We start from the raw sequence: 22311 nt of genomic DNA, 5'->3' as shown, positions 1-22311 counted from the left end.
CGGTGCCGCCATCGACACCTTCACGCCTGCCGAATGCGCCAACTACTTCGCCGCAGCCGGTTACGATGCAGACTGATCGGAATTTGCTCTAGCGAAACATCGTGAACAGGCCCCAAGCCGAAATCCCGGCGGTGACCTTTGAACTGCATCCGCAGCACCCAGGATCGCGATCCCGTTGGGCGCACGACAAGACATAACCCGTGTGCGTCAAAGTGTCGCCCGGGCCCAAGGGTCTTCACCTTCATTACAGTCAAGCGCATATCAGGATTCCCTACAAATCCTGTACCCCCCCGCCCTCCCCCATATTGTTTGCAATTCTAGGAATAACAGTGGAACAGCTATGAACAATCACAGCACAGCGCCCAATTAAATCTCAATATGTTGAGACCAATTGGTACGCTTTGCTAAAGCTGTTCTCTATCCGTAGGGGTCACCATTTCCAAGGCAAGAGCGGCAGATAACTGCACTTTTTGCGGACATGGTGCGATTAGCGACATCGTCTGGTCCATTTAAAACAATCTGACCGCGATGGCTCGAAGCTCGCCCCTCATCGATCGAAATTTCTCGCTTAGGGGCATGCCATTGCGTCTCACATTCCCGCGCTAGCCATGTTCGAGAACAGGTTGATCCTGACCGAATTATGCCACTCGGCCTGAAGGTTGTTATGCACCTGCGGCGAGGGCGGCAGCCTGGTTCATCATGATGCAGTCCGTCAAGCTTCGGCGTAACGCTTATAGTCTTCGACGAGGCGGTGAAGCGGGTTGCCGATGCAAATCACCGCTCGCCCCAACCTTATGGCAGACGGACAAAGCCGCGCTATAAGGACAGCCAGCAGATGACCCGGCAAGGTGACGGCCATGTGGATCTTCGAGGTCTTCTTCGGCTTGGCCCGGCCGTCAACCAGCCCTGCGTTGTTACACCGTTACCCAGGCGGCAGATCGTTGGGCATCCACCGCCACGGGGCGATTGTCTTCACGATGCTGCAAAGCACGTTGAACACCTCACACAGGTCGTGCCTCCTGCTGGCCGACAGCCTTGTGTAAAATAGCGGGCATGGCACATTCGGCGGCCATTCTCGCCGCATATGTCTGAGGGATATGGCTTGTGACAAACGCCTATCCCATCACGGATGAGCAGCAATCCACGCAACTCCACACCAGCCTCTATTTCGCGGCTCTCCTCATCCCGATTGTTCGGCTTCGAGCGATCGAACAGGTTCGCCAACCTGCGATCCCGGCCCAGAATATCCGTATCCCGGATAAGGATCCCTGAAGCGCTCGCCCGCATCGTCCCGCGGATCGCACCACAGGATGCATAGGCGGGCGAAGTTTTCGTCGGAACAGTGGTGGTGCCGCGTATCGCATCATAGAGTCGATCGACGCCCGGCACACGGCCGCTGATGAAGAACGTCACGGCGAATTGCCGAGGCTTCGAACGGCAGGCGCAGCAACAGGCATTCGATTTATCCCGCAAGTGTCAAGGATGCGATCTGATGCAGGTGACTGCTATCGCTATAGAAGGTGTATTCGTTGCCGTTCTGAACCACGTTCCCGCCCATCGTCAGGGTGTCGTTCCCGTCCGTATGCAACGTCAAATGAGAACTATTGCCTGCACCAGCCAGGGCACGAATGAAATCCGCATCCACGGTCAGGTTCGCGCTGACATTGTTCTGCGTGAACGATATCTCTTCCACATGGCTTAGCACGGAGGTGAGATCGGTGTTCGTGACTGAACCGCTTCCGGGCGCAAGCGTCACCATGTCGTTCCCCGCCCCGCCGTCGATCGAAATTCCTCCCGACAGGCTGAGGGCGAACTGGTCGTCATAATCCGTCCCGATGACCCGCTCGATACCGTTCAGCGTGTCGCCATTGGCGGCTCCGCTCGTACCGACACCCTGCCCCGGCCCCATGCCGAGCGTCATCCCGATGCCGGTCGTGGCATCGGCGTAACTGACGGTATCGGTACCGGTACCGCCGATCAGCGTGTCGCGCCCGCCATGACCGTTCAGCACATCGTCTCCGGGTCCAGCATCGATGACGTTGCTACCGCTGCTGCCGAGCAGGACGTCGTTGTACAACGATCCGTTTATGTTCTCGATCCCCGCGAGCACGTCGCCCTGGGCATCGCCGCCGACCCCCGGTGTTCCGTCCAGATAGACCGTCACACCCGCGGACGACTGGCCATAATCCACTTGGTCGCTGCCATCTCCGCCATCGAGCCGGTCCGCGCCGACACCGCCGATCAGGATATCGTTTCCGCCCAAACCCGAAAGGCTGTCGTTGCCGACGCCGCCATTCAGGAAATCGTCGCCGCTGGTGCCGACAACCACCTCACCTTGCACGTCACGCACGGTGACATGGGCATGCTGGATCGTCACCAGCGTGCCGTCCGACACCAGCACATCGACGTTATAAACGTTGTTGCCATCAGCGTCACTGGGCGCCTCGAAGTCGGGGGCGTTACGGAAACTAATCGCCCCCGTGGCGGAGTCCACATTGAAGAGCGCGCCATCATCGCCGCCGCCCACCGCGTAGATCAACGACGCGCCCTCTGGATCACGCGCCTGGATCGTTCCGACCACAAGCTGGTTCTCGTCGATCGTGAAATCGCCGGAGGTGATGACCGGAGCCTCGTTGACGTCGGTGACGGCAACGCGGATCATCTGGCTGGTGGTTAGCGTGCCGTCCGATACGGACACCTGCACTTCGTTCAAATGGCTGCCGGTCTCATAATCCGGCGCGGTCTTGTACGATAGAACGCCGGTGGACGAGATCGAGAACAGTGACCGATCCGCCCCGCCCGTGATGGAATATTGCAGCGCATGCCCTTCGGGATCGCGCGCCGCGATCGTCATGACCGTCGTGCCGTTCTCCGCCACGGACGCGCTATTGGGCGAGGTGATTACAGGCGCTTCGTCCACGTCGGTGACGTTGACCGTCAGCGTCTGCGTCGTCGCCAGCGAGCCATCGGAGGCAAGCACCTTCACCTCGTAACTATGCTGGCCGGCATCGTAATCGGGAGCGGTGCGGAAGCTGAGCACGCCGGTACGCGAGTCGATGGCGAAGACATTGGCGTCCGCGCCGCCTGCGATGGCGTAGACCAGTTGCGCACCCGCATCGGGATCATGCGCGACGATCGTCGTCACCGCCGTCTGGTTTTCCGCCACCGTCACCGTCGCGGTCGGGGTCAGCACAGGCGCTTCATTGACGTTCGTAATCGCCACATCGAAGGTCTGCGTCGCATTCAGCGTGCCATCGGACGCCGCGATGGTGACCTGATAATGGGCCGCTCCGACGGTTTCATAGTCCTGTGGCGACACCAGCGACAAGGCGCCTGTCCGGCTGTCGATCGTGAACAGGGCGGAATTACCGCCATTGACGATCGAATAGCTGACCGCGCCATGCTCTGGATCGACGGCCAGGATCGTCCCGACCGCCGTGCTGTTTTCCGGCACGCTGAGCGCTGCGCCCGTCACGAAAGCGGGAGCCTCGTTGATATCGGTCACGGTCACGGTGACCGCCTTGTCGCTGAAGAGCCCGGTCTGGTCCGTCGCACGCAACACGACCTGATACTGATTATCGCGATTCGCATCGGAGGGGGTGTCGTAATCCGGTGCCGCGACGAAGCGCAAAGCTCCCGTGCTGCTGTCGATCGTAAAGCGTGCCGCATCCGCTCCACTCGCGATCGACCAGCTGATCGTATCGCCCGCATTGGGATCGGTCGCGGTGGCCGTCGCGACACTGGTCCCATTCTCAGCGATCGTGAACGTCGCTGGCGAGGTGATCGTCGGCGGCCGCTGATCGCGCACCACGTCGATGGTCATCGCCTGTGTGGTGACATTGGTGCCGTCACTGGCCGAAACGACGATGTCATAGCGGTTGTTGCCGCCCACGTCCGTCGGGTGATCGAAATCGGGCGCAGCGATGAACCGCAACACGCCCGTCGTCGGGTCGATCGTGAACCGTGCCGCGTCGGTGCCGGACAGGCCATAGCGCAGCGTCTGTCCTTCCGGGTCCGTGCTAGCCACGGTGGCGACCGCCGTCGTCCCTTCCACCACGGTAGCCGCCGTGGCGGAGGTGATCTGGGGCACCTCGTTCACATTGGTTACCGTCACGGCCAGGTTCTGCGTCACGACGTTGGTGCCGTCGCTCGCCGACACCGTCAGGTTATAGACATTGTCGCCGCCCGCATCACGCGGTGCCTCAAAGTCGGGGGCGGTGCGGAAGGTGATCGCGCCGGTCTGCGTATCGATCGCGAACAATGCCGCGTCGGTGCCGCCCAGCGAATAGGTGAGGACCGCGCCCGCATCGGGGTCGCTGGCATGCGCCACCTGCACCGCCATGCCGTTCTCCGCCATCGATACCGTCGTCGGTGTCGTGAACACCGGCGCTTCGTTGACGTCGCCGACATTGAAGGTCAGCGCCCGCGTCTGCGACAGACCGTGCGAGTCCGTCACGGTCAGCGTCAGGCTGCGGGTCGCCGCCTGCTCATAGTCGAGGCTGACGCCGTCCTTCAGGCGTACGGTATTGCCGTCCACCATGAAAAGCGCCGCATCCGTACCGCCCAGCGTATAGGTCAGCGTATCCCCGGCATCGGGATCGCTGGCCACGAACGTCGCCACCGTCGCCGCGACCTGGTTCTCCATCACCGTGCCGACGCCGCTCAGCGTCAGCGACGGGGTCTCGTTGACGTTGGTGAGGGTCACGGCCAGGTTCTGCGTCGTGACGTTGGTGCCGTCGCTCGCCGACACCGTCAGGTTGTACACATTGTCGCCGCCTGCATCCTGCGGTGCCTCAAAGTCGGGGGCGGTGCGGAAGGTGATCGCGCCGGTCTGCGGATCGATCGCGAACAATGCCGCGTCGGTGCCGCCCAGCGAATAGGTGAGGACCGCGCCCGCATCGGGGTCGCTGGCATGCGCCACCTGCACCGCCATGCCGTTCTCCGCCATCGAGACCGTCGTCGGTGTCGTGAACACCGGCGCTTCGTTGACGTCGCCGACATTGAAGGTCAGCGCCCGCATCTGCGACAGGCCGTGCGAGTCCGTCACGGTCAGCGTCAGGCTGCGCGTCGCCGCCTGCTCATAGTCGAGGCTGACGCCGTCCTTCAGACGTACGGTATTGCCGTCCACCACGAAAAGCGCCGCATCCGCACCGCCCAGCGTATAGGTCAGCGTATCCCCGGCATCGGGGTCGCTGGCCACGAACGTCGCCACCGTCGCCGCAACCTGGTTCTCCATCACCGTGCCGACGCCGCTCAGCGTCAGCGACGGGGCCTCGTTGACGTTGGTGAGGGTCACCCCCAGGTTCTGCGTCACGACGTTGGTGCCGTCGCTCGCCGACACCGTCAGGTTGTACACATTGTCGCCGCCCGCATCCTGCGGTGCCTCGAAATCGGGCGCGGTGCGGAAGGTCAACGCCCCCGTGGTGGGGTTGATCGTGAAGAGATTGGCATCGGCGCCGCCCGCGATCGCCCAGCTCAGCGTCGTGCCCGCATCGGGATCGCTGGCGGTCAGCGTTCCCACTACCGTTCCGTTCTCCGCCATCGAGAGGGTCGCTGGCGAGGTGATGACGGGCGCTTCGTTGACGTTGGTGACGGCGATGGTCACCGTCTGGATATGGGTCGATCCGTCCGCATCGGTCGCGGTCACTTGGACGCTGCGGGTCGCCCCTGCTTCGTAATCCAGCGACGCCCCGTTGGCGAGGACGATGGTGTTGCCCGACACCGTGAAGGACGCCGCATCGGCACCCCCGGTGATCGCATAGGTCGCGCTGTTGCCGTCCGCCATCGCCAGCGTCGCGGCGACGGTGCCGGCGGCGCTGTTCTCGGCGATGGTGCCGGTCGGCGTGATCGTCATGCCTGCAATCAACCGCGCCGCGCTTAGCGTGCCGTCGTCGAACCGGAACCTTTCGACATTGGTGACGGTGTCGTTTCCGTCCGGCCCATTGAGCGTATAGGTCTGCGTCGAGCTCGAATAGGTGACCGTATAAGCGGAACGATTGCCCGAATAGACCGCCGTATCGGTGCCGCCGCCGCCATCGATCACGTCGTCGCCCGCACCGCCCCGGATGACATCGTCGCCGCCGACGGCGTTGGTGGCCCCCGCCCCCCCGACCTGAACGAGGATGTTGTCGAAGCCCCAGCTTTCATCGCTAATGGGGGAATTGGCGTTGCTGCCGAAACCGATGCGAACGGATGTATCCCCCGCCGCGATCGGCGCACTCACCGTCAATTGGTAGATCGTATCGTTGGCTGTGTCACCGCCCCAGCCGGCGGAATAGATCCGCGTGGTCGCGCCACTGCTCAACGTCGCGGTCACCCCCGCATTGGGCAAGACCGTGGCTGTCGACGTGATCGTCGCGACGACCTTGCCGTTGACATAGACCGAGAGATTGTCACCTCCGTCAAGCGAGTCGATCCGAAGCGCGTCGAAGGTCAACGTTACCTGCTGAGCACCGCCGCTATTGATCGCGAAGGTCTTCGAAATCTGTTCGGTAACGATCGCATTGTTACCCGATCCGCCCAGCGGCCCCAGATAATTGCCGCTACCATCCACGGCGGCAGTGACCGTCGCGCCGGTCCAGCCATTGAGACCGCCTTCGAACGTCTCGACCGGCGCAAGCGATGTCAGTGGCAGCGAGTCTCCATACAGGCGATCGTCGCCCGCACCACCGTCGATCATGTCATTGCCGGTGCCGCCGATGATGGAGTCGTCCCCATCGCCGCCATCGATCCGATCGTTGCCGGTGCCGCCGATGATGGAGTCGTCTCCATCGCCGCCATCGATCCGGTCGTTGCCGAACCCACCATCGATGACGTCGCCGCCGCCGCCGCCCGATAGCGTGTCGTTGCCGCCAGCGTTGGCGAAAACGACCTTGTCCACCAGCAGGCCGTTACTACTGGTGGTAAATTCGATCTTGTCGCTGCCCCCCGTACCGGTGACGAGATAGGCGAAGCTCTGCCAGCCATTGGCGGCCACGACGGAATTGATCGTATCGATGATCGTGCCGTTGAACAGCACATTGATCGATCCGGCGGAGCCTCCGTTCCAGTTTCCCAGATCGAACTTCAGGATATAGGTTTCACCGGCGGTCGTCGTGACGTTCTGCCAAACGTCAGCGACTTGACCCGACTGAAGGCGCATCGCCTGGTTCTGCGGCGTTCCATCGGAATTGGTATAGTTGCTGAATATGTCGATCCTTCCGATCGGACTGGTCCAGCCCGTCGCAGCGGTAGCCGTAAAGGACGTAGCGGAATTGCGCGCCGCGCCCGTATAGGCTTCGAAACCCCCATTCACCAACAAATTGGCCGGGTTCCCAAAGGTGATCAGGTTCCGTAGATCGGCAGAGGTCGCCCCGTCGCCATAGATGGTGTCGTATCCATCGCCGCCGGCGATCGTGTCATTGCCCAGCCCACCCGTCAGGACATTGGCGTTGCCGTCACCGGTCAGCGTATCATGGCCGACCGACCCGGTGACATTCTCGATGTTGACCAGCGTGTCACCCTGCGCATCCCCGCCCAGGACAGCGCCCGTGGCGAGGTTGACCGTGACCGGCGCCGTCGACCCGGCGTAGGACGCGGTGTCGGAGCCCGCCCCGCCGTCCAGCCGGTCCGCGCCGATGCCACCGATCAGGACATCGTCCCCCGCACCGCCGGAAAGCGTATCGTTGCCCAGCCCGCCGTCCAGCACGTTGTTACCGGCATCGCCGGTCAGCGTGTCGGCATAATCGGTGCCGGTCAGGTTTTCGATCGCCGACAGCGTGTCGGTCACCAAGCCGGAACCTTCCAGCCCCTTGGTCTGCATCGCGAGTTGCTGGATTTCCGCCTGGGTCAGTGCGGAGTTGAAGACGGCGAAATCGTCCATCTTCCCATCGAGCGGGCGAGCGCTCGAATAATCCCGACCGATATAGTTGTCATTGTAGGTGGCGTTCGTCAGCTTGGCCCCGGTATCCGCGCTGGCGACCACATCCCCGTTCAGGTAGATCATCAAGCGGCCCGCCTGATAGGTGACCGCCACGTCGTACCAATTGCCTGCGGCGGTAAGACCGCCGGCCGTCTGCGCCCCGTAGATGGCGCCCGTCACACCGTCACGAATTTCATAGTACAGCCCCCCCGACGTGGTGCGGCTGAGAAAGATCTGGCCGGCGGAACTGGTGGAGTTGCTGATCCCGAAGCGGAATATTCCCTCGGTCGAGCCAGCAGGCTGATCGAAATTGACCTTGGTAGCGATCGTGAAGCTCTCGCCGAAGGTCAGCGCGCCGACCCTTGCATTGCTGTTGCCGTTCCCCGCGAAATCGACCGCCTTGCCGCCATGATCGTCGACAACCCAGTTGGCGTTGCTCAGCACGATGCTCTGCGTCCCGCCAATCGCGGTGGCGGTAGTGCCCGATCCTTCCGAAAAGCTCCAGCCGGCGATCAGGCTGGCATTGGCATAGGGCGTTGCCGCGCCGGGCGTGCCCGCATCGCCGCCAGAGGCGACGCCCGTCGCCAGGCTCGCGTTCACGCCGGAGCTGGACCCCGCCCAACTCGCGGTATCGGTGCCCCTGCCACCAATGAGGGCGTCCGCTCCCGTGCCGCCGATCAGGGTGTCGTCCCCGTCGCCGCCGAACAGCACGTCGTTGCCGCCGCCGCCGACCAGCGTGTCGTTGCCCGACGCGCCGTCCAGCGCATTCACCCCGCCATCACCCGCCAGATAGTCGGTAAAGTTGGACCCGATCAGGTTTTCGACATTCGCGATCACATCGTTATTGGCCCATCCGCCCCATGCCCTGGTCGCGCTATTGCCGTTGGTGGACAGGTCGACCGAGACGCCGCCCCAGTTACTCGTTTCGATATAGCTCAGGGTGTCGATCCCCGCGCCTCCATCCAGATTCGTATTCTGGTTGTTGTTCGCATAGATCAGGTCGTTGCCCGCGCCAGCCTGGAACCCATAGAGTTCCCGAGTCCCCTTCAGAATGTCGCTGTATGCGGAACCGACCAGGATTTCGAAGCTGCTCGTGATGTCTGCGCCGGCGCCGACGGTGTTGTATGACGCGGCCTGCCCGACGCCATTTACCCACACCCAATAGTTCGCGATCACCCGGACGGCGCTGGTCGCGCTGGCATAGCTCAGCGTGTCGGTGCCAGTGCCACCGTCGAGGATGTCGTCGCCCGCACCGCCGTCGATCACGTCGTTGCCTGCGTCGCCGCTGATCCTGTTGTTATTCGCATCGCCGGTCAGCGTGTCGTTGAACGTCGATCCGAGCAGGCTTTCGACGCCGGTCAACGTGTCGCCAGTGGCATAGCCGCCGGATGCGGTTCTGGTGGTCAGGTTGATCGTAACGGCCGCATTTGACCGCATATAATTAACCAGATCATTGCCCGCACCGCCATCGAAGACGTCATTCCCCGCGCCTGCGACCATGACGTCGTCGCCCGCGCCGCCCGTCAGCATGCCGCCCGAATCAGTAGCGTAGAGATAATCGTTGAACGCCGAACCGATGACGTTCTGGATATTGACCAGCGTGTCGCCCTGCGCATCGCCACCGACACCCTGACCGGCATTGGCATAGGTGCCGTTGACCAGGCTCAGATTAACCGAAACCGCCGCACCCGATGCGGAATAATCGGCCGTGTTGCTGCCCGCGCCGCCGTCCAGCGTATCGGCGCCGCCCAGGCCCGCCAGCACGTCGTTACCGTCGCCACCCAGCAGGGCGTTGGCGTTGGCGTCGCCGGTCAGCGTGTCGTCAAAGGCGGAGCCGGTGACATTCTCAACATTCTGGATCAGGTCGCCCTGCGCGTCGCCGCCCAGATTGACGTTGGTGGTCAGGTTGACGGTGACCCCGGTCAGCGAGGCGACATAGGTAATGGTATCGGTCCCGTCGCCGCCGTCGATCGTGTCGTCTCCGCCCAGCCCCACAAGCGTGTCGTTGCCCGCGCCGCCGCGCAGGACGTTGTTGCCACTATTGCCGGTCAGCATGTCGTCAAGCGCCGAGCCGGTCAGGTTCTCGATCCCGGTCAGCACGTCACCGGACGCATCCCCCGTGGAGCTTTGCGCCGTCGCCACCCTCAGATCGACGGTCACGCCCGCGCCGGACCCGGCATAGCTCGCCGTGTCGCTGCCCGTGCCGCCATCGAGCGTATCCGCGTCTGCGCCGCCCTCCAGAACGTCGTCGCCCGCGCCGCCGGTCAGCGTGTTCGCCCCCGCATTGCCGGTTAGGATGTCCGCCTGCGCCGAACCGAGGATATTCTCGAAATTGCTCAGGATATCACCCGACGCGTCCCCGCCCGACAGCTGCGCCGTGGTCAGGTTCAGGTTGACCGTGACGCCTTGCGCCGAATTGGCGTAGGACACGGTGTCGATGCCGTCCCCGCCATCGAGCGTGTCCGCGCCGCCCAGCCCCTCGATGATATCGTTGCCGGCAAAGCCCTTGATGATGTTGACGCCGCCGGTGCCGGTCAATGTGTCGGCGTTACCGGAGGCATAGATGCCTTCGAGCCCGGTATAGGTATCGCCCTGCGCATAGCCGCCCGACCCGACACCTGTGGTGAGGTTCACGGTCACGCCGCCGTTGCTGTACGTATAGTTGACGAAATCGAAGCCGGCGCCACCGTCGATCTGATCGGCGCCGGCATTGGCGACCAGATTGTCGTCGCCGCCGCCGCCCTGCAACTTGCCTCCGCCTGTGGACGCGGCGAGAATGTCGTTATAGGCCGATCCGATCAGGTTCTGAATGTTGGCCAGCGTGTCGCCCTCGGCATCGCCGCCACGCCCCACCGCACTGGTGACCATCCCCAACGGGGTCGCGATCTGAAGATTACCCAGCGTGACATAGACCGCCGCACCCGAGGCGCTATAGTCGGCGGTGTTGCTGCCCGCGCCACCATCCAGCACGTCCGCGCCGCCCAGGCCCGCGAGCACATCGTCTCCGCCGCCGCCCTTGAGCACGTTGACGCCCGCCGTGCCGGTCAGCACGTCGTTGCCGCTGCCGCCGGTGACGTTCTCGATCGCGATCAGCGTATCGCCATCGGCATCGCCGCCCGACCCCGTGCCGGCCGTCAGGTTGATGGTGACGCCATTGGCCGACGCGCTGTAATCCGCCATATCGGTGCCGTCGCCGCCGTCCAGCACGTCCGCACCGCCCAGACCCGCCAGCACGTCGTCGCCCGCGCCGCCGCGCAGGATGTTGCCGCCGCCATCGCCGGTCAGCGTATCGGCATAGGCCGTGCCGATGACGTTCTCGACATTGGTGATGACATCGCCCTGCGCATCGCCGCCCGATGCGGTTTGCGTCGCCAGATCGACCGTTACGCCCGTCGTCGAGCCGGAATAGTCGATGGTATCATTGTCGGCGCCGCCGTCGATCGTGTCAGCCCCGGCGCCTGCGACCAGCGTGTCGTTGCCCGCACCGCCCATCAGCGTGCTGCCCGTCGCCGCCGCCGTCAGCCGGTCGGCATAGGCCGAGCCCAGCACCTTCTCGAACCCGCTGAGGATATCGCCCGACGCATCGCCTGCGGACACCTGCGCGGTGGCCAGGCCCATATCGACGGTGACACCGACGCCCGACCGGGCATAGGACACCGTGTCGATCCCCGCGCCGCCGTCGAGCATATCGGCGCCACCGAGCCCCTCGATCACGTCGTCGCCAGCGGCGCCACGGATATCGTTGCTGCCCGATGTGCCCGTCAGCGTGTCTGCGAAATTCGAGCCGTACAGAGCCTCGATCGCGATCAGCGTGTCGCCCGCCGCATAGCCGCCGCTGGCGGTGCCGAGCGAGAGATCGATCACCACCCCTGCCGTGGAGAGCGAGTAATTCGCGGTGTCGCTGCCGTCACCGCCGTCCAGCACGTCCGCGCCGACGGCCGCCAACAGAACGTCATTCCCACCGCCAGCGGACAGACGGCCACCTGACGCCCCTGCGATCAGATAGTCGCTGAACGCGGTGCCGATGACGTTCCGGATATTGCGCAGCGTGTCGCCCTGCGCATCGCCGCCCTGCCCCGAACCCGCCGTGATCGCACCGCCCGTCAGCTGGTTGGCGGTGATCGTCGCAGTCGACAGGTTGACCTGAACACCCGCCACAGACGCCGAATAGTCCGCCGTGTTGCTGCCAGTGCCGCCATCCAGCACGTCCGCACCGCCCAAGCCGGCCAGCACGTCGTCGCCGGCACCACCCATCAGCACGTTGGCGCCCGCGTCGCCGGTCAGCGTGTCGGCGTAGCGCGATCCGGTCAGGTTCTCGATATCGACCAGCACGTCGCCGGTAGCCTCGCCCGCGCTGCCCTGACCCGATGCAAGGCTGACCGCCACGCCCGCCGTCGCATTGGCATAGCTCGCGGTATCATTGCCCGCGCCGCCGTCCAGTACGTCCGCGCCCACGCCGCCTTCCAGCATGTCATCGCCCGCGCCGCCAACGAGCATATTGGCACCACTGTCGCCAGTCAGAATGTCGGCGAAATCGGAGCCGACGACCTGCTCGATCGACACCAGCGTGTCGCCCTGCGCATCGCCGCCGCTATTGGCGCCCGTCGCCAGATTGACCGTCACCCCGGCGCTCGAGCGGGCGTAATCGGCGATATCCGTGCCGCTGCCGCCATCCAGCGTGTCGCTGCCCGCGCCCGACACCAGCCGGTCGTCGCCCGCGCCGCCGGTCAGCCGACCGCCCGCCGCCGCCGCGGTCAGCACGTCGCCATAGGCCGAGCCGATCGCATTCTCGATCGAAACCAGCGTATCGCCCTGCGCGTCGCCGCCCTGCGCCGTCCCGGCAAGCAGATCGACCGTCACGCCCGCACCCGATGCGCTATAGTCCGCCGTGTCGCTGCCGTCACCGCCGTCCAGCACGTCCGCGCCGCCCAAACCCGCCAGCATGTCGTCGCCAGCACCGCCGGTCAGCCGGTTCGCCCCCGCATCGCCGGTCAGCGTATCGGCCATCGACGAGCCGACCAGATTCTCGATGCGGAGCAGCGTATCGCCCTGCGCATCGCCGCCGATGCCCGTGCCGCTGGTCAGATCGACGGTCACCGCCGCCGCCGACCCGGCGTAGTTCGCCGTATCGCTCCCGGACCCGCCGTCCAGCACGTCGGCACCGGTTCCACCGGTGAGCAGATCGTCGCCCGCGCCACCGATCAGCGTGTTGGCATTGCTGTCGCCCATCAGCACGTCGTCGCCCGCCGAACCGATGACCCGCTCGATCGAGGTCAGCGTGTCGCCATCGGCATCGCCGCCCCGGCCGGTGCCTGCGGCCAGATCGACCGTCACCGCCCCCGTGGAGGCGGAATAGTCCGCCGTATCGACGCCGCTGCCGCCGTCCATGACGTCCGCGCCGCCGCTGCCGACCAGCAGGTCGTCGCCATCGCCACCGCGCAGCACGTCGGTGCCCGCATCGCCTCTGAGCACGTCCGCGCCGGCATTGCCGTCCAGCGTCGATCCCGTTGCCGCCGCCGACAGGCTGTCGTCATAGGCCGAGCCGACGACCCGTTCGATGCTGGAGAAGCTGTCCCCGGTCGCGTCGCCGCCGCTGGCGGTGCCGGTTCGCAGGTCGATCGTCACCCCGGCGCCCGAGGTCGCATAATCGATCGTGTCGAAGCCGTCGCCGCCGCGCAACACGTCCGCGCCGACACCGCCCCGCAGCACGTCGTCGCCGATGCCGCCGTCCAGCACGTCATTGCCCGCGCCGCCGTCCAGCATGTCGTTGCCCGCACCGCCGGTCAGCGTGTTGGCGGCGCCATTGCCGGTGATCGCGTCCGCCTGCGCGGTGCCGATCACATTCTCGACATCGCGCAGCACGTCGCCTTCGGCGTACCCGCCATGCCCGACCGATCCGTCCAGTCCGACGACGATGCCAGCGGCGGAGCGAGAATAATCGACGGTGTCGTTACCGTCGCCACCCGACAGCGTGTCCGCCCCGTCGCTGCCGACCAGGATATCGTCGCCCGCGCCGCCCAGCAGGGTCTCGGCACCGGCGGCGCCGACCAGCCGGTCGTTGAAGGTGGAACCAATGACCTTTTCGATCGAGATCAGGCGATCCCCCGCCGCATCGCCGCCGGCCCCGGTGCCGGTCGACAGGTCCACGGTCACGCCGGCGCCCGAGGCGCTATAGTCCGCCGTATCGAATCCGTTGCCACCGTCCAGCACGTCGGCACCGCCCAGACCCGCCAGCACGTCGTCGCCAGCACCGCCCGTAAGGGTGTTCGCACCGCTGGTGCCGGTCAGCGTATCGGCCATTGCCGAGCCGGTGACATTCTCGAAATTCGCGATCTGGTCGCCGCTCGCGTCGCCGCCGCTCGCCGTGTTGGTCGTCAAATTGACCGTCGCGCCGCTCTGCGACGTCGCATAATCGAGCGTGTCGATGCCGTCCCCGCCATCGAGCTGGTCCGCCCCGCCCCCGCCGCGGATGACGTCGTTGCCGGCCCCACCCAGCAGCGTATTGGCCCCGGCCGTACCGCTCAGCACGTCGTCGAACCCGCTGCCGACCACCGCCTCTACGCTGCGCAGCACGTCTCCGGTGGCATAGCCCCCGCTCGCCGTCCCCGCGGCAAGGTCCACCGTCACCGCCGCAGTGGAGCGCGAATAGTCGACCGTGTCGGTGCCTGAACCGCCGTCGAAGCTCTCCGCCCCCGCACCCGCCTCCAGCCGGTCGTCGCCACCCTGGCCAGACAGGACATGCGCATTGGCGTCGCCGACGAACACATCGCCCTGGTTGCTGCCGATCGCGGCCTCGATGCCAGAGAAGCTATCGCCCTCCGCATCGCCGCCCTGGCCCGTGCCGCTCGCAAGATCCAGCGTCACGCCCTGCGTCGACGCGCTGTAGTCGATCGTGTCGAAGCCCACGCCGCCTTCCAGCGTGTCGGCCCCCGCACCGCCGACCAGCACGTCGTCGCCCGCGCCCCCGACCAAATGGTTGATGCCCGCATCACCGGTCAGCCGATCGGCAAAGGCCGAGCCGGTGACATCCTCGACGCCGGAGATGCGATCCCCCGCCGCGTCACCACCCGTACCCGTGCCGGTCGCCAGACTGACGCTGACCCCCGCACTGGAAGCGGAATAATCGATACGATCGCTCCCCGCACCGCCGTCGATGGTATCCGCACCGGCCCCGGCATAGATCACGTCGTTACCGGCACCCGCGACGATCACCGACCCCGCTGCCGCCGTGCGGATCACGTCGTCATGCGCAGATCCGATCGCATCCTCGATCGACGCCAGCACATCGCCCGTCGCATCGCCGCCGCTCGCCGTCCCCGCCGCAAGGTCGAGCGTCACGCCAGCGGACGAGCCGGAATAATCCACCGTGTCGCTGCCGTCGCCCCCATCCAGCACGTCCGCGCCGCCCAGGCCCGCCAACACGTCGTCGCCCATTCCGCCGCGCAGGACGTTCGCGCCGCTGGAGCCCGACAGCACGTCGTTGCCGCTGCCGCCGGTGACGTTCTCGAACCCGCTGATCTGATCGCCCTGCGCATCGCCGCCCGCTGTCGCGCCGGTGGCCAGGTTGACGGTCACCCCCTGTGCGGAAGTGGTATAATCGAGCGTGTCGTTACCGACGCCGCCGTCGAGCACGTCTGCCCCTGCGCCGCCGCGGATGACGTCATTGCCCGCTCCACCCGACAGCCTGTTGATGCCTGACGCGCCGACCAGCACATCGTCATAAGCGCTGCCCACCACGGCTTCGATGCCGGACAGGGTGTCGCCCTCGGCATCGCCGCCCAGCGCCGTGCCGGACGACAAATCGACCGACACGCCCGCTCCGGAGGCCGAATAATCCGCGGTGTCGACCCCGTCACCACCCTGCAGCGCGTCGGCACCGGCGCCGCCGACCAGGATGTCGTCGCCCGAACCGCCGCGCAGCACGTCATTGCCCGCTCCGCCATCGAGCCGATCGCTACCCGCTCCGCCCGACAACGTGTTCGCCGCGGCATCGCCGATCAGCACGTCATCATTGTCGGACCCGGTCAGATTCTCGATCGAGATCAGGACGTCGCCCTCGGCATCCCCGCCATGGCCGACACCGGTGCCAAGGTCGACGCGCACGCCATCGGCCGATTGCGCATAGCTGGCGGTGTCCCGGCCATCGCCGCCGTCCAGCACGTCCGCGCCTGCGGCGCCGGTCAGCACGTCGTCGCCCGCGCCGCCCTGCAACGTGTCGGCCGCGTCCGATCCGGTCAGCGTGTCGTTGAACGTCGACCCGACGATGCACTCGATGCTGTCCAGCACGTCGCCCTGCGCATCGCCGCCGCTGTTGACGCCGGTCGTCAGGTTGATCGTCACCGCCGCGCTCGACGCGCTATAGTCGGCGGCGTCGATGCCCGCACCGCCCTGCAGATCGTCCGCCCCCGCGCCGCCGATCAGCACGTCGTCGCCGGCGCCGCCAACCAGCGTATTGGCCCCGGCATTGCCGGTCAGCACATCGCCATAGGCGCTGCCCAGGACGGCTTCGATGCCGCTCAGCCGGTCGCTCTCGGCATCGCCGCCCCGGCCGGTGCCCGCCGACAGATCGACCGTCACCCCCGCACCCGATGCGCGATAGTCCGCAGTGTCGAAGCCCGCGCCGCCCTGCAGGCTATCCGCCCCGGCGCCCCCCACCAGAAAGTCGTCGCCCGAACCGCCGATCAGGGTGTCCGCGCCCGCACCGCCGGTGACGACGTCGTCGCCCGCGCCGCCGTCGATGACCGCGCCGCCGTCCCCGCCGGTCAGCACGTCGTCATGGGCCGATCCGATCAGGCTTTCGATGCTGGTCAGCGTATCGCCGGTCGCATCGCCGCCATCCGCGCGGCCCGCCTTCAGGTCGACGGTCACGCCCGCCGCGGAATTGGCGAAGCTCGCGGTATCGATACCGGCGCCGCCATCCAGCCGATCGGCACCCGCGCCCGCGATCAGCACGTCATTGCCGGCCCCGCCGGTCAGGCTGCTGCCCGACGCTGCCGCGCGGAGCCGATCGGCGAAGGCGGTGCCGATGACATTCTCGATCCCGCTCAGTCGGTCGCCCTCGGCATCGCCATATTGCGCGAAGCCGGTCGTCAGGTCGACCGCAACGCCGGCGGACGAGGCGGCATAATCGGCCGTGTCGATGCCGTCGCCACCCACCAGCGTGTCCGCGCCCGCCCCGCCGGTCAGCAGGTCGTCCCCCGCCCCGCCGGTCAGGACATTGGCGCCGCCATCGCCGGTCAACACGTCATTGCCCGCCGACCCGGTCAGGTTCTCGATCCCCGACAGCGTGTCGCCTTCGGCGTCGCCGCCATGGGCCAGGCCCGTCGCCAAGTTCACCCGAACCGCCGCTGCGGACGTGGCATAGTCCGCCGTGTCGCTGCCGCTGCCGCCGGTCAGCACGTCGGCGCCCTCGCCACCGACCAGATCGTCGTCGCCCTCGCCGCCGGTCAGCGTGTCCGCGCCAGCGCCGCCCATCAGACGGTCGTCGCCGCTGCCGCCCGACAGGATATCGTCGCCGTCGTTGCCGATCAGCTCGTCGGCACCCGCCCCGCCGTCGATCGTATCGGCCCCGGCCGTGCCGGTGATGCGATCGTCGAAAGAGGAGCCGATGACATGTTCGATCGAAACGAGCCAATCGCCCTGCGCGTCACCGCCGCTGCCGACCGAGCCGTCCATGGCCATCGTGATGCCCGCGCTCGAATCGGCATAGCTGGCGGTATCGAAGCCCGCGCCGCCGTCCAGCGTGTCGGCACCCCCGCCGCCGGACAGCATATCGTCTCCCGCACCGCCCTCCAGCGTCTCGTCCGCGGCGCTGCCCTTCAATATATCGTTGAAGTCGGTGCCGACCACATGCTCGATCGAAATCAGCGTATCGCCGCCCGCCAGCCCGCCGGCACCCGTCCCCGCTTGCAGGTCGACGGTGATCGCGGCGGAGGACGCATGATAGTCCGCGGTATCGAACCCGGCACCGCCGTCCATCACGTCCGCGCCGAGCGAGCCCGTCAGCATATCGTCGCCGCCACCGCCGTGCAGCTCGTCCGCGCGGTCCGAACCGCGCAGGCGATCGTTCCATGCCGAACCGACCAGTGCCTCGATGCTGTCATAGGCGTCACCCTCGGCGTCGCCGCCATGGTTGGCGCCACCGTCCAGCCCGATGTCGACCGCGCTCGTCGAGTCCGAATAATCCGCCGTGTCAAAGCCCGCGCCACCGATCAGCTGGTCGGCCCCGCCACGCCCGGTCAGCACGTCGTCGCCCTTGCCGCCGGTCAGCGTGTTGGCACCGCCGTCGCCGCCCAGGTGATCGTCCAGGTCGGACCCGATCAGATTCTCGATGCCCGACAATGTGTCGCCCTGCGCACTGCCGCCCTGCCCGACGCTGCCGTCCAGCGAGACGGACACGCCCGCCGTCGAGCCGGAAAAATCCGCCGTGTCGATGCCGCCGCCGCCGACCATCTGGTCGGCGCCCGCGCCGCCGACGAACCGGTTGTTCTGGTCGTCGCCGATCAGGACGTCGTCGAACGCGGAACCGATGATGTCCTCGATCCCGCTCAGGCGATCGCCCTCGGCGTCCCCGCCATGCCCCTGCCCCGTCGACAGGTCGACCGTCACCCCGGCGCTGGAGGCGGAATAATCGGCGATATCCTCGCCCGCCCCGCCTTCCAGCGTGTCGGCGCCCGCGCCGCCCACCAAGACGTCGTCGCCATCACCGCCCGCCAGGTCGTTCGCCCCCGCGTTACCGACCAGCAGATCGTCATATCGACCGCCCAACACACGCTCGATGTTGATCAGCCGGTCGCCCATCGCTTCGCCAGTGGAGGCACGGCCGTCCAGATAGACGTTCACGCCGGCCGAGGCGTCCGAATAATCGGCGGTGTCGAACCCGTCGCCGCCGTCCAGCACGTCGGCCCCCAGGCCGCCGACCAGCATGTCGTCGCCCGTACCGCCGACCAGCACGTCGTCTCCGGCGCTGCCCTTCAGCACATCGTCGAATGCGGAACCATGCACTTCCTCGATGCCGGTCAGCATATCCCCATCGGCATCGCCGCCATGGGACACGGACCCGTCGAGCGCGACCTGCACGCCCGCCGCGCTGTTCGCATAGTCGGCGATGTCATGGCCCGCCCCGCCGTCGAGCGTATCGGCGCCCGCGCCGCCCACCAGCACGTCGTCACCGGCCCCGCCGCTCAGGCGGTTCGCGCCCGCGTCGCCGGTCAGAACGTCGTTGAAGACGGAACCCGTGACGTTCTCGACGTTGCGCAACCTGTCGCCGTCGGCGTCGCCGCCAACACCGGCCGTTCCGTCGAGATAGGCCGTCACGCCCGCGCGCGAGCCGCTATAGTCGGCGGTATCCACCCCGTCGCCGCCGTCGAGCACATCCGCACCGCCCGCACCGACGAGATTGTCGTTGCCCGCGCCGCCGATCAGCGTGTTGGCCGTGTCGTCACCGGTCAGCACGTCATCGAAGGCAGAGCCTTCAAGTCCCTCGATCGAGACGAACGTGTCGCCCACCGCATCGCCCGTCATCGGCGATCCGTTGAGCGATGCCTGCACGCCAGACGCCGCACCGGCGTAACTGGCGATGTCGAAACCGTCGCCGCCCTTCAGCGTATCGGCCCCGGCCCCGCCTTCCAGAATGTCGTCGCCCTTGCCGCCGCTCAGAATATCGTCGGCGGCATCGCCGACCAGGCGATCGTTCAGGTCCGAGCCGACCAGGATTTCGATATTGGCATAGGTATCGCCCTCGGCGTCGCCGCCATGGCTGACCCGCCCGTCGAGATAGACGCTGACGCCGACCTTGCTATCCGCAAAGCTGACGGTGTCGATGCCAGCACCGCCGTCGACATGGTCCGCCCCGGCCCCGCCGGTCAGCACATTGTCGCCCGCATCGCCGTACAGATTGTCGTCGAACGCGGACCCGACCAAATTCTCGATCCCCGACAGCTTGTCGCCGTCCGCGTCGCCGCCCCTGCCCGGCGTACCGTCCAGATAGGCCGTCACGCCCGCGCTCGCGGTGGCGTAGCTCGCGGTATCGATACCATCACCGCCGATCAGCGTGTCGGCACCGCCGCCACCGACCAGCAGGTCATCGCCCTTACCGCCCTCCAGCGTGTCGTTGGCCGCCGCGCCATAGAGGGCGTCGTTGCGATCCGAGCCGATGACATGCTCGACATTGACGATCATATCGCCCTCGGCATCGCCGCCATGGCTGGCGGTGCCGTCGAGGTGGATTTCCACGCCCTTGGTCTTATCGGCGGGCGGGGTCTTCTCGTTGGCGAAGGCATCGGCATAGGACACGGTGTCGAAACCGCCGCCGCCATCGATCTTGTCCGCGCCCTCGCCGCCCTTCAGCACGTTGTCGGCGTCGCTGCCGGTCAGCGTGTCGTCGAACGCGGTGCCGATGACATTCTCCACCGACGTGTAGCTGTCGCCCTCGGCATAGCCGCCCTTGCCGGTCCCCGCCTTCAGGTCGACCGTCACCGCGGCGTTCGACATGGTGTAACTGACCGTGTCGGTGCCGCCGCTGCCATCGATCTGGTCCCCGCCCGCGCCCGCGACGATCAGGTCGTTGCCGTCGCCCGCGTTGACGATATTGCCCGGCGGGTTCGAAAACAGCACATAGATCGGCGCGCCCGTGACTGGATCGACCGCCTTCATGTCGGCTTCGCCGGACACCATGTGGATGCCGAAGTGCGTCGAAACGTCGACGGAATAGGTGTAATCGGCTCCCCCCGTGGACAGGCCCAGCGCGATCGGCAGAAAGAATTCGTTCTGGAATCCGCTGGACGCCACCGGCGTACCGAGTTTCGGCAGAACGTAGGTCAGCTGAACGTCGAAGGTGAAGTGCGTTTCCGTCGACGGATAGGTCACGGTCGCGCCCGTCGCGTCGACGCCCGAGGTGACGACCTTGATATTGCCCCGGTCGATCGAGATGACCCAGCCCTTGTCGGTCTTGGTCGCATTCTGGACCGAATAGCCGTCCGGCAGGGTGGGAACGAGGACCTGCTGCAGGGCGAGACTGCCCGCCGGCACCATCGCCTCGACATGCAGAGTGCGCGAGCTGGTGCCGGACGGCGCCTGCGCCGCACTGTCCACGACGATCACGTCGTCGCTGCCGGTTCCCGCAATCGTCTCCCGCGCCGATTGCGCTCCATAGGATTTGTCGGTGGACGAACTGGCCCCGCCCGTCGATCCGGTGATGTGGTTCGCCCCGCTCTCCGACGTCGTCTTGACGCCCTCCTGATTGTACAGGGTGAAGGTCAGCGTCGGCACGAGCTTGCCCAGCCCTATGCCCGTGCCCTTGTCGACAGTGTCCTTGGATTGCGAAGTACCAGCCGGGTTGCCGCTGCTGGGTGGGGGCGAGGAAGACGCGTTGGTGTCGCTGATCTTCTGCGTCAGCCGTTGGCGATCCTCGTCCGACTTGTGTTGTTGCTGCTGCTTCTGGACTTCGGCCTGCTGGGTCTGGGTGGCATCCTGCGGCTGGATCTGGGACTGAGACTGCGCCTGATCCTCTTTGGTGGCGGACGGTTCCTTGCGCGGCTTTGCGGCCTTCTCATCGGCCTGATCCGACGAGAGGCTGACGTTGATCAGCGCGCTCTTATCGTTGATCTCGCCGACGGTATTGATGACCTGCGCGGACGTGATCGTCTTATCGTTGAAGACCAAGGTCGGCGTTTGCCCGGAGAAGGTCGCCAGGGCCATGCCGGGAATGACGACCCGGCTACCATCGGCAAACACCAGAATGAGGTCGACATCGGCGATCTGGGCCGTGAACGACGCATAGGGAATTCCCAAAAGCGCCTTTCCATCGGGGCCCATTTGCACGACCTTCAAGGCACCCAGGGACGGGATATCGCCCAGCATCGCCGCTTCACCGTTACCCGGCATCGCCGTTTGCGACGCCTTGCTGGTCTTGTCCGGTTTGCCTGCGCCCTGCTGCGCTGCCTTGTTCGCCTGAACCATTTTTGCCCTGCCAGACCGATTGAGGTTAAATATCAAATAAAACGGGTGAGTTCGTCATCATTCCGACAATGTCGCCCGTGTAGTCCAATAGGCTTTTGGAGAAGACGCCGCCTTCGACCCGGATCAGGATATGATCGCGTCGAGTGACAACATCTCTCTAAAATGAACGCCATAGCCGCGCGGGGTGGTATTGACGATCACACCTTCCACGACACTTTCTCCTACCGACAATCGCACAAAGCCTCCCGCGCGATTGAGGAGATAGACTTGCGGCGGACGAAACAACGCCCCTTTGCTGGCAATATCCAGTATCTTTCCTTTCAGAACGATACCGCTCTCGATCAGTGTCAGGCTGGCATCCAGCCGACATTCGAGCCGACGCTGAGATCGGGCGGCGGCATAATCCCGGTGGAAGACTTTCCAGACGACCGCCTTGGCGCGAGACATGCCCA

Annotated in this window: 3 protein-coding genes; all 3 read right to left on the bottom strand. The window is 65.9% G+C overall.

Annotated features, from left to right (window positions below; genetic code table 11):
- Nucleotides 1-20 precede the first annotated feature (20 nt).
- On the bottom strand, nucleotides 21-245 hold the full coding sequence (locus ABIC44_RS09485) for an Arm DNA-binding domain-containing protein (protein ID WP_354295091.1): 225 nt from the start codon (nucleotides 243-245) through the stop codon (nucleotides 21-23).
- A gap of 1217 nt (nucleotides 246-1462) precedes the next feature.
- Nucleotides 1463-21859, bottom strand: coding sequence for a cadherin domain-containing protein (locus ABIC44_RS09480; RefSeq protein ID WP_354295088.1), 20397 nt, complete (start codon nucleotides 21857-21859; stop codon nucleotides 1463-1465).
- Between the two features lie 123 nt (nucleotides 21860-21982).
- The gene (locus tag ABIC44_RS09475; RefSeq protein ID WP_309694170.1) at nucleotides 21983-22306 is read right to left on the bottom strand and encodes a PilZ domain-containing protein; all 324 of its coding nucleotides are present in this window, start codon (nucleotides 22304-22306) and stop codon (nucleotides 21983-21985) included.
- Nucleotides 22307-22311: the final 5 nt, after the last annotated feature.

Source organism: Sphingomonas sp. 1185, assembly GCF_040544655.1.
GTDB lineage: Bacteria > Pseudomonadota > Alphaproteobacteria > Sphingomonadales > Sphingomonadaceae > Sphingomonas.
This window is presented reverse-complemented; position numbering and strand designations above follow the sequence as displayed.

What these genes read in the sequence shown, in the direction of transcription:
- ABIC44_RS09480 (WP_354295088.1), bottom strand. Translation starts at nt 21,859, where the DNA reads ATGGTTCAGGCGAACAAGGCAGCGCAGCAGGGCGCAGGCAAACCGGAC.
- ABIC44_RS09485 (WP_354295091.1), bottom strand. Translation starts at nt 245, where the DNA reads ATGAAGGTGAAGACCCTTGGGCCCGGGCGACACTTTGACGCACACGGG.
- ABIC44_RS09475 (WP_309694170.1), bottom strand. Translation starts at nt 22,306, where the DNA reads ATGTCTCGCGCCAAGGCGGTCGTCTGGAAAGTCTTCCACCGGGATTAT.